14 protein-coding genes are annotated in these 14521 nt (G+C 59.3%); 4 read left to right on the plus strand and 10 right to left on the minus strand.

The window, feature by feature from the left end; all coding sequences use genetic code 11:
• Nucleotides 1–171 precede the first annotated feature (171 nt).
• Together KQP88_RS25245 and KQP88_RS25380 are read left to right on the plus strand one after the other, a co-directional pair.
• Nucleotides 172–654, plus strand: coding sequence for a toll/interleukin-1 receptor domain-containing protein (locus KQP88_RS25245; RefSeq protein WP_264302373.1), 483 nt, complete (start codon nt 172–174; stop codon nt 652–654).
• 62 nt (nt 655–716) lie between these two features.
• On the plus strand, nt 717–848 hold the full coding sequence (locus KQP88_RS25380; protein WP_260409917.1) for a hypothetical protein: 132 nt from the start codon (nt 717–719) through the stop codon (nt 846–848).
• A 126-nt stretch (nt 849–974) separates the two neighbouring features.
• On the opposite strand, the gene KQP88_RS10325 is transcribed toward KQP88_RS25380, so the two are convergent.
• The 4 genes from KQP88_RS10325 to KQP88_RS10340 form a co-directional block, all read right to left on the minus strand.
• A complete protein-coding gene (locus KQP88_RS10325; protein ID WP_216705593.1) occupies nt 975–1247 on the minus strand; it encodes a hypothetical protein in 273 nt (90 codons plus the stop codon).
• 296 nt (nt 1248–1543) lie between these two features.
• Complete coding sequence (locus tag KQP88_RS10330) at nt 1544–1756, minus strand: DUF6124 family protein (protein ID WP_216705594.1); 213 nt, start codon at nt 1754–1756, stop codon at nt 1544–1546.
• Between the two features lie 359 nt (nt 1757–2115).
• Nucleotides 2116–2493 (minus strand): hypothetical protein, encoded by a 378-nt coding sequence (locus KQP88_RS10335; protein ID WP_216705595.1) that lies wholly within the window; start codon nt 2491–2493, stop codon nt 2116–2118.
• Nucleotides 2494–2509: 16 nt separating this feature from the next.
• Nucleotides 2510–3289, minus strand: coding sequence for a DUF4198 domain-containing protein (locus tag KQP88_RS10340; RefSeq protein WP_200992971.1), 780 nt, complete (start codon nt 3287–3289; stop codon nt 2510–2512).
• A 314-nt stretch (nt 3290–3603) separates the two neighbouring features.
• On the opposite strand from KQP88_RS10340, the gene KQP88_RS10345 reads away from it, so the two are divergent.
• Entirely contained in the window at nt 3604–5154 is a 1551-nt protein-coding gene (locus KQP88_RS10345) for a sensor domain-containing diguanylate cyclase (RefSeq protein ID WP_216705596.1), read from the plus strand.
• Between the two features lie 131 nt (nt 5155–5285).
• On the opposite strand, the gene KQP88_RS10350 is transcribed toward KQP88_RS10345, so the two are convergent.
• Entirely contained in the window at nt 5286–8402 is a 3117-nt protein-coding gene (locus KQP88_RS10350) for an efflux RND transporter permease subunit (protein ID WP_216705597.1), read from the minus strand.
• Between the two features lie 33 nt (nt 8403–8435).
• Nucleotides 8436–9596 (minus strand): efflux RND transporter periplasmic adaptor subunit, encoded by a 1161-nt coding sequence (locus KQP88_RS10355; protein WP_200992968.1) that lies wholly within the window; start codon nt 9594–9596, stop codon nt 8436–8438.
• Between the two features lie 178 nt (nt 9597–9774).
• Here KQP88_RS10355 and KQP88_RS10360 point away from each other — a divergent pair, with 178 nt between their 5' ends.
• Entirely contained in the window at nt 9775–10329 is a 555-nt protein-coding gene (locus tag KQP88_RS10360; protein ID WP_216705598.1) for a TetR/AcrR family transcriptional regulator, read from the plus strand.
• 137 nt (nt 10330–10466) lie between these two features.
• Here the strand turns inward: KQP88_RS10360 and KQP88_RS10365 are convergent, their stop codons facing one another.
• From KQP88_RS10365 to KQP88_RS10380, 4 genes are read right to left on the minus strand one after another with little or no spacing between them, the layout of a single operon-like run.
• A complete protein-coding gene (locus tag KQP88_RS10365; protein ID WP_216705599.1) occupies nt 10467–11837 on the minus strand; it encodes an isochorismate synthase in 1371 nt (456 codons plus the stop codon).
• A complete protein-coding gene (locus KQP88_RS10370) occupies nt 11834–12157 on the minus strand; it encodes an isochorismate lyase (RefSeq protein ID WP_095067601.1) in 324 nt (107 codons plus the stop codon). Before KQP88_RS10370 ends, KQP88_RS10365 begins: the two co-directional genes overlap by 4 nt.
• Before the next feature lie 14 nt (nt 12158–12171).
• Nucleotides 12172–13743: a (2,3-dihydroxybenzoyl)adenylate synthase gene (locus tag KQP88_RS10375; protein ID WP_216705600.1), complete on the minus strand. Its 1572-nt coding sequence runs from the start codon at nt 13741–13743 to the stop codon at nt 12172–12174.
• Between the two features lie 12 nt (nt 13744–13755).
• The gene (locus KQP88_RS10380; RefSeq protein WP_216705601.1) at nt 13756–14520 is read right to left on the minus strand and encodes a thioesterase II family protein; all 765 of its coding nucleotides are present in this window, start codon (nt 14518–14520) and stop codon (nt 13756–13758) included.
• Nucleotide 14521: the final 1 nt, after the last annotated feature.

Here is a 14521-nt window from a genome sequence, read left to right on the forward strand (position 1 = left end):
AGAGCAGCGTGTCCCGCATGTGGCGGCGGATATAGCGGTTACGGATCGCGATCATATTCTTCCTCGTCCTACGCTCCGTCCTATTCGTCAGCGTCTCATGGTGGGGGTAGTCGCAGCAGCGGCGGTTCATCCGGCAGCGCAAAGCCGCGCTGGTCGAAACCCGGATCCGTTGTGGTCTACACCTCCGCCGAGGTACGGACACTCACACCGGTACGCGAAAATGTCGAGCGACGTGCGACTGTACCTGATCTACGTGACATCTTTCTTTGTCACGCTTGGGACGACCGGAAAGGATGCGCGAAGGAACTGCATGATGTGCTCGAGTCAATCGGCGTTTCAGTTTGGTTCAGCGAGAAAGACGTCCTTCTAGGTTCTTCGTTACTGCGAGAAATTGATAAGGGGTTAGTGAAGTCTCGAGTAGGGATTGTGCTGGTAACCCCCGCTTTGCTGCGCCGTCTAGCAGCCGAAGGCATCGCCGACAAAGAGCTTTCCGCGCTCCTAGCAAGGGATCTGCTGGTTCCCATCATTCACGATACAACATACGAATCGCTGCGCGAGGTCAGTCCTCTACTCGGTTCGAGAAGCGGCCTGAGCACTGCTGAAGATACGTTTGACGATATCGCGGCCAAGCTTGCCGAGTTGGTCGCCCCGTAACTTCACTGTCCACGAATACGGCTTTACTAACAGACCTGTTATCAATCAAATGAGTTGAAATCATGAGTATTAAACCCGGCCCCAAACCGATTGCCGAATCCACTGGAAAAAAGGACCAGCGTCGTCGTGTTACTGAAGAAAATAAAGGCAAACATCCTGATCTGGAGGTTCATAAACACAAGAAAGGTGACTGACCTTAAACGAAGCGAGAGGGGGCGAGTCACGTTAATTAGGCTGCTTCTTGGCCGCTAGCTGCCCTCCCCAGAGGGCGGTATCCACTTGTAATGCTTCAACCAATTCGCAGCGGATACCGTGGGTCTCTATTTAAAGAACTTCAGGCATGCGAACCCGGTCTTGATTTTCAGTTGTTGAATGGGTTCGATATTTTCCTTGTCGCCGACTTTCTTGATGACGCCTATGCCGCAGAAATGTTGCTCGCGGTTGAAGATCGGAAAAATGCCTGTCTGGGGCTTGCTCCAGAAGCCTTGAGTCAAGGTATAGGTGGCGCCGTTCTCGGGCGTAAAGGAGAACGGTATCTTGCAAACGCTGCCTCCTACGGTCTGCCAATAGGTCAGGATCAGATCCTTGTTCACGGCAACTCGGGATTCGATTTAGTCGCCGTCAGAGGGCTGGATTGTGTAACCCGCATGGCATCCATTGTCGCTGAATGTCATGGCATATAGTCTCGCGCCATTGCCAGCCTTGAGGTGAGCCGTTGCAGAGGGTTCTTCATTCCTAATCACATTTTCAGTCTTTGCTCTCTTACCCCAGCCTTGCCAGGCATTGGTTCGGTGTCTTTAAGATTTGCTGTACGGACCGGAAACATTTTCGTCGTCGGACCGGATAAGCAGCGCATTACCTAATCCGGTCCCACACTTTCACTACAGCTTCAACGCAGCTCCACCCGCTCCAACGATCGATCCAGTTCAGTCCTGGCCATGCCGATCAGATGCACGACTGAAAAAGCCAGATCACGTTTCGGTCCATTGAGGCTGTCGCCGGATTCGTAGGCGGTGGCGGCTGCGCAGCGCAGCAGTTCGGAGATGTGCAGCAGGGATTCTTCGAGCGATGGAGCAGGTGAGGCGGGTGTTAGCTTTTTCATGGTAAGTATTCCTTATGGGGCCACCTTTCACTCGCTGCTAAACGAATGAGGGTGGCGGCTTTGTCGCGGGTTAGCAGACCGGGAATACTCACCAAAAACCGGCGCACCCGAAGGTGCCCCACGCAAAGCCGCCATAAGCAGTACCTTGCATGGTGAGTAATTAACGCAGGCTGCTAAACCCGATCACTGATGAGCAGTGACCGGCACAGCCTAGAGAGCCAAAAACACCCACGCAAGGGGCTGGAATTTTCTAGGAAACTTCGTGCGGATGATAGGGACAAGTCCGTAAGAAATGCCCTGCAAGCAGGACATTTTCGTTAGCTCAAGTAACACCGATCACCCACAAAGCCATCAAACCATCACGGAATCCTGAACCGCGCACTGACCTTTGTCTTGCCATCCGCCAGGGTCAGCAGGGCGCTGATCCGTGAACCCGACTGGTAACTCACACCCTTGCTTTGCAGTTGATTGCCGCTGAGCGCGACGATGTCGGTTTTAACCCGTTTATGGCGGGTGGTGATGGTCAGTACCCCGGTGACATTCGCGGCACTGACGGGCTCATCATGGTCGGTCAGGTACAGATCGACCGTATCGCCCCGGGCAACCATTTCAATGGCGACCAGCCCGGCATCTTCGATCAGGCCGCCGTGCTGTGACTGAGGAACGCCATGGGCACTGGCTTGGCTCATGAGCAGGGCGCAGGTGGCGGCCAGAAGGGTCTGGAAAAAGGCTTTCATCACAAAACTCCCTCTATCACTTCTTGTTCAGACGAGCGATTTCCGACGCTGGCAGAGTTGATTGCGCGCGGGGCAAAGGTGCCAGACCGGTTGCCTTGTGGAACGAGAGCGACGAGCTGTAGGCCAGGATGTCGTATTTTTCCTTGTTGCCATCGATCCCGACACGCTCACCGCCCTCCGAGCGGTCGCGATATTCGATGCCCAGCACATAGGTGCCTTTCCACGGCAGCTTGAAGCTGACCTTGCCTTCGCCATCGGTATTGGCCAGTAGCACCCATCCTGAGCCGGAAGACAGTTTCACCGGAACATTGCCCAGCGGGTCGTGCAGGTGAAAGACCTGGAACTCCACTTCATCGCCCTTTACGACACCGGTCGGCACGATATCCAGGTCCAGCTCGGGCTCGCGGGCACGAAAGTCACTGACCCAGCGGGTGGCTGGCGTCCAGTAGGCGCTGACGGTCTTGCCTTCGTCCTTGACCTGAAAGATCGGGTACTGCTTGTCGAAGGCCAGCCATGAATCATTCTTGCCTGGCTTCTGAGCAACCGAAAAATGGTCGCGTTCGAGTTTCATTTTCAGCGGAGTCGTGCCTGAAGCGCTTGTCCACTGAGCTTCCAGGGCCTTGAAACGATCCATGCCGCCGGGAGTGACCTCCAGCATATTGCTGTCATATTCGCCGTAGTAGAAAGTCATGCTGCGGTCCGGGGCCTGCTCGAACCAGATCTGGTGAGCCTGTGCCGAGTGGGCTGCAAGCAGCAGTGCCGAGGCGGTAAACAAGGTGCTCAGGGTTTTCTTCATGACGGTTTCATGTCCATTGGGTCAAGCCGGCCAGAATACCCAGCGAAAGCTTCGGTGTCAGGCTTGTGGGAGCTTTTTCGAAGGCAAGGTCATGATCCGATTTCCCGTTTTTTTCGTATGGGCTCAAAGGTTTTTCCGTTCAAGGTCGGAACACGTCTACTGTTCCCATAAGGAAATATGGACACGGGATGCGAGCAAATCTTGGAAATGATGGCAAAAGAGTGGTACAGGGTGGGGGCAAATCATGAGTACACAGGTTCAATGATGAATCCGTGTGCGTCGAACATGTTTTCAACCTGCCTTGGAGGCTGCCTTTGAAGAGTGATCTTCGACTTGCCTCGTTACTGATTTTTGTTGTGTGTCTGTGCGTTGTGTTACTGACGGCATGGCAGATAGTGACGGTGCGCCAGAACACGCTGGTGAATATCGAAACCAACACTGTCAACCTCACCAGCGCCCTGAGCAACTACACCGAGGGGATGTTCAGACAGAGTGAGCTGATGCTGGTCGGCCTTATCGAAAGGGTCGAGAAAGAGGGCGTCGGCGAAAAGCAGATCGAACGCCTGAGGTCGGTGGTTGCCCAGGAAATGGCCACACTGAAACCCTTGAACAGCGTGGTGCTGTATGACGCGCAAGGCAATGGCATTTTCCTGAGTAACCGGCATATTCCGAGAATGGGAGGTGAAGACCGCGAGTTCTTCATCTACCACAAGGAAAACCGTGACCGCGGAGTGTTCATCGGGCCTGCCTTTCGCAGTCGCGTCACCAATGCCTGGCTGGTTTCGATCAGTCGGCGGATCGACAATCCTGACTCGAGTTTTGCCGGCGTCATGCTGATCACCATCAGCATCGATCATCTGCTCAAGTTCTACTCCAATATCGATGTTGGCCATACCGGTGTCATCAGCCTGAGTTCGTCCCAGGGACGACTGTTGGTCAGGTATCCCTTCCGCGAGGCGGATATAAACCGCGACCTGTCCTCGGCACCGATCTTTGCCATGATCCGCAAGGAACTGTCAGGTACGGCCGAGTTCATTTCCAATGTGGATGGCGTCAATCGTCTTTATGCGTTCAAGAGAAGCGAGCATTACCCGCTGGTGACCACCGTTGCCGTGGGACGAGAGGAGGCCATGCAAGTCTGGTGGAACCAGGCCCGCCAGTCGATAGTGGTGGTGCTGGTGCTATTGGGATTGCTGGTTACGTTGGGTGTTCGCCTGATCAGTCATCTTCATCGTCGCATACGGGCCGAAAACGAATTGCTGGTTTCCCAGGCCGCGCTGATCGAACTGAACCAGAGCCTGGAGCTTTTGGCTTCCCAGGACAAACTGACGGGCCTGGCGAACCGCAGGCGCTTCGATCAGTTTCTGGATATCGAATTCAAACGGGCCCGGCGTGACCGGCGCGACTTGTCGCTGATCCTTATCGATGTGGATTACTTCAAACTCTATAACGATCATTACGGCCATCTGGCGGGTGACGATTGCCTTAAAGCCATCAGCCGGATCATCGAGCAATGCATAAGACGTCCCGGCGACATGGCGGCCCGTTATGGGGGAGAGGAATTTGCGGTGGTGATTCCGGATACTGACGAGGCGGGTGCCTGCGCGGTGGCGCAGGCCATTCTGGAGCAGATCCGTACTCGGTGCATCGAGCACATCTCCAGTCCGTTCGACATCGTGACCATCAGCCTGGGTGTTGCAACCCTTGGGCATCGCAACGAGCCTGTGGACCAGAAAGGTCTGATCGAACTGGCCGACCGGGCGCTCTATTCGGCCAAGTCCCAGGGCAAGAATCAGGTGAGCGTGGCGTCGAAATTCCTTCTCGACGCCAGTCCGGCCTGGTCACAGATCACAAAACACAAGTAGGAATAATGCCGATCAGTCAAGGCCGATGAATCACTTTGTGGGAGGCAGCTTGCTGGCGACTTTCACGTACAGACACAGAATATATGTCGTTTTCAAGGCCTTTTTCGCCAGCAAGCTGCCTCCCACTTCCCTTACTCCTTCTCGATTGCATCAGGCTTGCGACGCAACACCGACAGCACCCAGACGAAGAAGATCGGCACCAGAATCACCCCCAGCAGTGTCGCGCTGAGCATGCCGCCGATCACGCCGGTACCGATGGCACGCTGGCTGGCAGCACCTGCACCGGTGGCGATGGTCAGCGGGACGACGCCCAGGATAAAGGCCAGTGACGTCATGACGATCGGGCGGAAACGCAGGCGTGCAGCCTGTAGCGCCGACTCGCGCAGGGAATGACCCTGTTCCCACAGCTCCTTGGCAAACTCGACGATCAGGATCGCGTTCTTCGCTGCCAGACCGATGATGGTGATCAGGCCAACCTTGAAGTACACATCGTTGGGCATGTCGACCAGGGTTACAGCCAGCACGGCTCCCAGGGCCCCGACCGGCACGATCAGCATGACCACCAGCGGAATCGCCCAGCTTTCATAAAGCGCAACCAGCAACAGGAACACCACCACCAGCGCCAGGGCGAACAATACGGTTGCCTGACCGCTGGCAACTTTTTCCTGGTAGGAGAGGCCGGTCCACTCATAGCCAATGCCCGGCGGCAACTCGGAAACAATCCGCTCGATCTCGGCCATCGCCTCGCCGGTACTGACACCCGGTGGTGCATCGCCCGATATCTTGAACGCCGGGTAGCCGTTGTAGCGGGCGATCTGCACCGGGCCTTCTTCCCAGTGAGTGGTGACGAAGGCGCCCAGCGGAACCAGTGTGCCGCTGCTGTTGGGGACATGCAGTTTCAGGACACTTTCAGGTGTCATGCGCGACTCTTGATCGGCCTGCACCACGACGCGCTGCTGACGACCGGCGTTGGCGAAGTCACTGATGACCGAGGAACCGAATGCCGTGGACAGGGCATTGTTGATCGACTCGAAACTCACACCCAGGGCGCGGGCTTTTTCCCGGTCGATGTTCAGGCGCAACTGGGGCGCTTCCGCCAGGCCTTCCATCATGGCGTAGAGGATTTTCGGGTTGCCGTTGGCCTTGCCCAGCAATTCGTTGCGTGCGGCCAGCAAGGCTTCGCGGCCCAGACCGGCACGGTCCTGCAAGCGCAATGCGAAACCGCCCGAAGTGCCGAGGCCTTCGATCGGCGGTGGCGTGACCGCCATGACCGTACCGTCGCTCAGGCCTGCGAAATGCTGGTTGAACGCTGCCGCTTCGTCGCCGGCCGACTGCCCCTTGCCGCGCTCGGACCAGTCCTTCAGGGTCGGGAAAGCCAGACCGGCGTTTTCGCCCATGCCGGAGAAACTGAAACCCAGCAGCATCGTCACCGAGTCGGTGCTCTCGCGGGACATCAGGTACTTTTCCAGTAACTGTGCCGTTTCATCGGTCCGCGCACGGGTCGCACCGGGCGGCAGTTGCACGTCGACGATCAGGTAGCCCTGGTCTTCGACCGGCACGAAGGATTCCGGCAGGCGCAGATAAAAGAAGCCCAGCAGGCCGACGATGCCGACATACACCAGCATGTAGCGGCCTGCACGCTTGAGCATGCTTGAACTCAGTCGCTCGTAGCGGTGGGTCAGCTTTTCGAACAGGCGGTTGAAGCCACCGAAGAAACCGCGTTTTTCGTGATGCCCGGCCGGAATCGGCTTGAGCAGGGTGGCGCACAGCGCGGGTGTGAACGTCAGGGCCAGGAAGCCGGAGAACAGGATCGACACCGCCAGCGACAGCGAGAACTGCTGGTAGATCACGCCGACCGAACCGCCCATGAAGGCCAGCGGCAGGAACACGGCAGCCAGTACCAGAGTGATGCCCAGAATTGCCCCCGACACCTGACCCATCGCCTTGATCGTCGCGGCCGCCGGGGAAAGGCCTTCTTCGGCCATGATCCGCTCGACGTTCTCCACCACCACAATGGCGTCGTCTACCAGGATACCGATGGCCAGGACCATGCCGAACATGGTCATCATGTTCACCGAGAAGCCCAGCAGGTACATGATCGCCAGCGTACCGGCCAGACAGACCGGAACCACGATGGTCGGAATCAGGGTGTAGCGGATGTTCTGCAGGAACAGGAACATCACCAGGAACACCAGCACCATGGCTTCGATCAGGGTGTAGATCACCTTGTCGATGGCCACATCCACAAAGCGCGAAGTGTCATAAGGAACGGAAAATTCGACGTCGTCCGGGAAGTTGACCGACAGCTCGGTCAGGCGCTGCTTGACGGCCTTTACCGTTTCGATGGCGTTGGCGCCCGGCGAGAGCTGGATGGCGGCTGCCACGGCACGCTTGCCGTTCAGGCGCGACTCGAAGTTGTAATCCTGGCTGCCCACGGCAAGGCGTGCGACATCGGCCAGATGCACGGTGGAGCCATCCTGATTGGCGCGCAGCACGATACGTCCGAACTCTTCGGGGTTGTCCAGCGTGCCCTTGACCGCCAGGGTTGCCGTCAGCTCTTGCAGCGACGAGCCGGGCGTACTGCCGAAGCTGCCGGCAGGCACCTGAACGTTCTGACCTTGAATCGCCGTATTCACGTCATCGATGGACAGGCCGAAACCCACCAGTTTCTGCGGGTCGATCCAGACGCGCATGGCCGCTTCTGCGGCAAAGAACTGCAGCTTGCCGACGCCGTTCACACGGCTGATTTCATTGTTGACGTTACGCGCCGCATAGTCGGCCAGGGCAACGGTGTCCTTGTTGGTCGAGTCGCCCTTGTAGCTCAGGGCGAAAATCATCAGGAACCCGGAGCTGGCCTGTTCCACCTGCAAACCCTGGCTCAGCACCGGCTGCGGCAGGCGCGCTTCGGCTTTCTTGATGCGGTTCTGCACTTCGACCTGAGCCATGTCCGGGTTGGTCCCCGGATTGAAGGTCACGTTGATTTCGGCAGAGCCGGTGGAGTTGCTGGTCGACTCGTAATACAGCATCCCCTTGGCGCCGTTGAGTTCGTCCTCGATGACGCTGGTGACCGAATCCACCAGCACCTTGGCGGAAGCGCCGGGGTAGGTGGCGGTCACGGTGATCTGCGGCGGCGCCACGACCGGGTATTGCGCCACCGGCAACGACGGCAGCGCCATCAGGCCCGCCAGCAGGATGAACAAGGCAACGACCCACGCGAAGTTGGGGCGCTTGATAAAGAACAGTGACATAGAAAGTTATCCTTGATCGCGCTGAGGTCGGCCTTACTGGGCCTTGGCCTGCTGTTGAGCGGGTTGCGATTTGGGGACTACCTTGTCACCAGGATTGAGACCGGTCATGTTGCCGACAATGATCTGCTCGCCCGCATTCAGGCCCTCGGTGATCTGCCAGCGCGAGCCCTGCATCGCACCGGTTTTCACCGGTCTGGATTCCACTGTCCCGTCCTTGCCGATGACCAGCACCTGAGCCGCGCCGTCGCTGGAGCGCTTGATGGCGCGCTGAGGAACAAGGATGGCGTTATCGTTCGTGCTCTGTGGTGTACGAACCCGCACATACATGCCCGGCAGCAGAATGCCGTCAGGGTTGGGGAAGCGGGCACGCAGGGAAACCTGTCCGGTGGTGGGGTCTACGGCGATATCGGTGAACAGCAGGGTGCCGCGGCTCTGGTAATCGGTGCCTTCGACACTCAGGGTCAAGGCGTCTTCACCGCCCTTGGGCAGGTTGCCGTTCTGTATGGCGGTACGCATGCGCAGGGCATCGGCCACCGGCTGGGTGAAGTCGGCATACACCGGGTCCAGTTGCTGGATGGTCGCCATCAGCGTGGTTTCGCCCTGTCCGACCAGCGCGCCTTCGGTGACGGTGGCGCGGCCGATACGACCGGAGATGGGCGCCTTGACGGTGGCATAACCCAAGTCCAGCCTGGCTGTTTCGACATCGGCCTGGGCCGAGCGTCTGGCGGCGCTGGCGTTCTGCAGTGCGGCTTTGGCGGTGTCGTAATCCTGCTGGCTGACCGCTTCGATTTTCACCAGGGGTTCATAGCGTTTGACGGTGGCCTGAGTCTCGTAAAGCGTGGCTTCGGTACGTGCCAGCTCACCTTGGGCTTTGGACAGTGCGGCCTTGAAAGGGGCAGGGTCGATCTGGAACAAAACATCGCCAGCCTTCACATCAGCCCCTTCGACGAAGTTGCGACTGAGCACGATGCCCGCCACCCGGGCCCGCACCTGGGCAACCCGAACCGGCTCGATGCGCCCCGGCAGTTCGTTGACCAGCGTGAACGCTTCGGCCTTGACGGCAACGGACTCCACTTCTCGCGGCGCGCCTGACGCTCCCCAGCCTTCCTGGGCCTTTTGATCACAACCTGCCAGACCCAGAGCTGCCAGCAGCGTGACAACCGGAATAACACGCCATTCGCGCAACGTACTCATGCTTTCACCCGGGCAGCGCCCATTAATCGCTAAAGTTGCGAATGATCTGTTTTGTACTAATGTGAGTCAATATTGCCTCATATGAATCTTTTGTGAGCAATTGTTAATGTTCTTTGAGGACACGGGCTTTTTCTGCACAATGCCCGCCATGCAATCTTGACGAGTGAAAGAACACCCAATGGATTTACCCGCTGCTGATGAAAAACTCCTGAAAGCCCTGGCGGTTGCGCTCGTCGAGCATCCGGCGGGTACGTTCAAGGACATCGCCCAGGCTGCAGGCGTGAGCAAAGCCACCCTCAATCGCTTCTGTGGAACACGCAGCAACCTCATCGAAATGTTGCTCAACCACGGCTCGTCCCTGATGAATCAGGTCATTGACGCGTCCGATCTGGAGCATGCTCCACCGCTGGAGGCATTGGGCCGCTTGATCGAAGGGCACCTGACTCACCGTGAAATACTGGTTTTCCTGTGCTTCCAGTGGCGTCCGGATTCCATGGACGAACGCTGTGGCGGCACCCGCTGGATGCCGTATTCGGGGGCGCTGGACGCCTTCTTTCTGCGCGGCCAGCGCGAAGGTGTTTTCCGGATCGATATCGGCGCGCCGGTGCTGACAGAAATCTTCGCGTCCCAGTTGTTCGGGCTGGTGGATGCAGAGCGACGCGGCCGGGTGGCACGTTCTGGGATGGCTGCGTTGTTGCAGCAGTTCTTCCTGCAAGGGGCAGGTGTGAAGTAAAGCTGGCTGAATCACAATCCGTGGGAGGGGCCTTGGCCGCGACAGCCGACTTTCAGGCGCTGAAAATATGCTGCTTGTAAGCAGGTCGTCGCGGCCAAGGCCCCTCCCACACGTGACAGGTATCTCCTGCCGCTTGCCTATCCTTGTAACGCCTCACGCATGGTCTGCATCTTCAGATCACTCTCCCGATACTCGCTCTCCGGCTCCGATTCACTGACCAGCCCGCACCCGGCAAACAGGGTCGCTCTGTGGCCATCCAGCAGCGCAGAGCGCAAGGCGACGGCAAATTCGCAACTGCCTCGATCATCCAGCCAGCCCACCGGTCCGGCGTACCAGCCACGGTCCAGATGCTCGTGATTGCGGATGTAATCCAGCGCCTTGCTTCGCGGCAAACCGCCCACCGCCGGGGTGGGGTGCAGGCTTTCGGCGATGCCCAGCAGGCTGGTGGTGGGTGCCAGCGTGCCCTGGACCGGTGTCAGCAGATGCTGAATATGCGGCAGCTTGTGCAGGCGCGGCTGCGGGGCGATATCCAGTTCCAGGCAATGCTGGCTCAGACACTCCTTCAGGCTGGCGACCACCATCGCATGCTCGGCATTGTCCTTCTGACTGGCCAGCAATTGCTCGCCCAGCCTTGCATCGTCAGCCGTGTTCCGACCGCGAGGTGCGCTGCCGGCCAGGGCCATGGTTTGCAGCCTGTTGCCCTGCACGGTCAGCAGGCATTCGGGCGAGGCACCCATGAAGCAACTGTTCTGCCGGGCGAATGCAAACAGATAGGCATTGGGCTGTTTGTGCAACAGACGCTGCATGACCTGATGCAAGGGCTGTGCTGCCGGTATGTTCTGCGAGCGGGCCAGCACGACCTTTTTCAGATCGCTGCGCCGGATCTGACTGACGGCATTGCTCACGTCCTGTTTCCAGAGGTGCGCCATGGACAGGCGCACATAGTTATCGACCGGCACAGGGTCGCCCGGCACCGGGCGGGCGAGCACCGCAGTCCATTCCTCTACCAGCCTTTCAGCCAGTTGCTCACAGGCTGTGCCTTGCTCCACCAGCACATTGACGATCAGGCGTGTCCGGCCTTCGTTTTCGTGCAGTTCGAAACGCGGGAGGGTCATCGCAGCATCGGGAAAGTCGCGCCACAAACGGGTTCGGTGATGCTGCCGGTCGAAGGCAAAACCACCGAACAGCACCGGCCGGTGGGGACCATGCACAACGGCATCGGCCGCCAGACTTTGCCAGCGAGTTTCGAGCGTTTGCCAACTGTCGGTGCTGTCGGCATTGAACTCATGGGCAAGCCCCAGCCCAAGGCGGTATTGCGCCTGAGCCTTGACGTGCCACAGGCTGGCCGGTTGCAGATGCTGCCGGTTGGCGCTGAACAAGGTCAGCGGTTCGACTTCCGGTGAAGGCGTGGAGAACGACGCCAGCACCCGAGGCCGCTGCGGGCTGACCCGCTGCCGGGCTTGCTTCAAACACTCCAGAAGCCCGTCGAACGAGGGAAGTGAGTTCATTGTTCACCAGCCTCCGGATGCAGGGTGCGCCAGTGAGTGATCTGCTGATTGATGAACCAGTGGATCAGGTCCTTGAAGAAATCTTCGGTCTGATCCACCGGCAGGCCGACTTCTGCAGCCCATTGCCGCCGTTCTTCAAGCATGGCCGCGACCCGCTCCGGGGCCGGAATGCTCTGTTCGTCGGCCTTGAAACGGGTCGCGGCCTTTACATAGGTCAAGCGTCGGGCAAGCAGGTTGACGATCTGCTGGTCAATGCTGTCGATGCCCAGGCGTATGTCGCCCAGGTTCTGACAATCGGGCGCGGACTTGATGGCATTCATGGAAAACTCCGGATTCACTGAGCCATGACGGCGAGTTGGCGTTTGTCGATCTTGCCCACGGCGGTCAGGGGCCAGGCCCCGATCCACTCGAACTGATCGGGCAGCTTGTCTTCGCCCAGCCCGCATTGACGCAACTGTTCACGCACCTGTTGAGCCGCGCCCGGAGGTTGTTCGCCAAGAATGAAGGCACAGATGCGCTCGCCCAGCAGAGTGTCCGGCACGGCAACCACAACGGCTGCCTCGACTTCAGGCAAGGTATTGAGATGGGATTCGATCAGTGCGGCAGAGATCTTTTCCCCGCTGCGCTGGATCTGCTCCTTGATCCGGCCTTCGACGATGATGTTGCCTCCCGGCGTCCAGCGCGCCAGGTCGCCGCTGCGGTAAAAGCCATCCGGGGTAAAGCTGACGGCGTTGTGAGCATCGGCCCGGTAGTAACCGGAGATGGTGTAAGGGCCGCGGGTCAGCAGCTCTCCGGTCTGGCCTGGTGCGACGTCCTGCAGATCGGCGTCCACCAGCCGCACTTCATCGAAGGGCGACAGCGGACGACCCTGGGTGTTGATCACCACATCCAGCGAGTCCGAGGGACGGGTGTAGCACAGCAGGCCTTCGGCCATGCCGAATACCTGTTGCAGCCTGCAGCCCAGAGCATCCAGCAATTGCTGCGCCAGAACCGGATCGAGCCGCGAACCGCCGACCTGCAACAGCTTCAGGCTCGACAGGTCGCTGTCCTCCCATTCCCGGCCCTGTGCCCAGAGTTGCGCCAGTGGCGGTACCAGCGCCACATGGGTGACACGCTCGCGCTCGATCAGCGGCATCGCCTGATCGCAGCTGGCGCTTTCTCCCAGAATGACTGTCGCGCCTGCCGCCAGACTGCCCAGTATGCCGGGGCAGGCCAGGGTGAAGTTGTGGGCGGTCGGCAGGACTGCGAGGTACACGCTGCTGCTGTCGATTTCGCACAATTGTGCCGAAAGGGAAAAGTTGTAGGCATAGGCCGCATGGCTGCGCGGGATCAGTTTGGGAGTTCCTGTGGTGCCGCCGGAAAGCAGCAACAGCGCCGTGTCTCGCGGATCGATGACTGGCCATGGCGGGCAGGGCGCATCCAGGGAAGACAAGGCAGTGAAGGCTTCCGCCTCGCCATCGACAATGACATGGCGCAGCGAGGGCTGGCGTTCGACGATGCCTGCGGCCATTTCCCGGTAATCGAAGTCACGGATGCGATCGGGGATCAGGTAGGCCACCGGCTCGGCCAGTTGGCACAGCGCCTCGATATCCTGGGCTCGCTGGGTGGGCATGGTCAGGATCGGCAGCGCACCAAGGCGCATCACGGCGAAAAAGGCGCTGACAAAGGCCAGGCTGTTGGGCAGTTGCAGCATGACCCGGTCACCGGCCTCGATGCCCAGTGCCGCCAGCCCGCCTGCCAGGCGTTCGACCCGTTGCTGGAGTTGCGTGTAACTCACGCGCAGCTCGCCCGCGACCAGAGCGGTGCGCGAGCCGTTGGCCTGAGCCCAGTGTTGCAGGCGCTGGGGAAGCGTCAGGTCGAGATAGGGTTGCAGCGGGTCATTGGCCAATCTGTGTTCTGTGTTCATGTCCGGTTCCCGTTAATGATGGAAAAGGCTGATGCTGTTCTCGATGAAGCCGAGAATCCGGGCCGCAAAGGCCCTGGGACGCTGAGTCAGATAAAAGTGATCGCCTGCCATTGCATGTTGCTGGTAGTCGCCACACAGCCATTGGCTCCAGGCGGCGACTTCTTCGGCATTTGCCTCGGGGTCATGGCTGCCGTGCAGCAGCAATGTCGGGGTTCGTAGCCGCTGGCGCTGTGGGTCAAGCGGGCGGTGATAGCTTTCGGTGGCCTGGAAGTCGGCGCGTAGCAACGGCATGAACAGCATCAGCAGGTCGCGGTCGGCCAGCAGCGCTTCGCTGCAACCCCCAATGGCGACCAGTTGTTCGATGAAGCGCTGGTCATCCAGATGGCTGAGCAGGCGTCTGCCGCTCAGATGCGGTGCGTGGCAGGCAGACAGCACCAGTCCCGCAGGCGGTTTACCGGCTTTTTCCAGTAACAGGCAGGTCTCGAAAGCTACCTGGGCGCCCATGCTGTGCCCGGCCAGAATCAGCTTCTGGCGCTGCGGATTGGTCAGTGCCTGGATTTCCTCGGCAAGACTTTCGGCCAGTGGCTGGACCTGACGCACACAAGGTTCGTGCATGCGCTGGTCGCGTCCCGGATAGACCGCCAGCGACAGGTCCATGCCCGGCTCATCCAGGCCGCGCCAGCTGTGGAACGCACCACTGCTGGCCCCGGCGAACGGGCAGAGCAGCAGATGAGTGTCGCAGTGGTCGGCCTGAATATAAGGTCGCAACATCCCCATG

It is taken from the genome of Pseudomonas lijiangensis (assembly GCF_018968705.1).
Classification (GTDB): Bacteria; Pseudomonadota; Gammaproteobacteria; order Pseudomonadales; family Pseudomonadaceae; genus Aquipseudomonas; species Aquipseudomonas lijiangensis.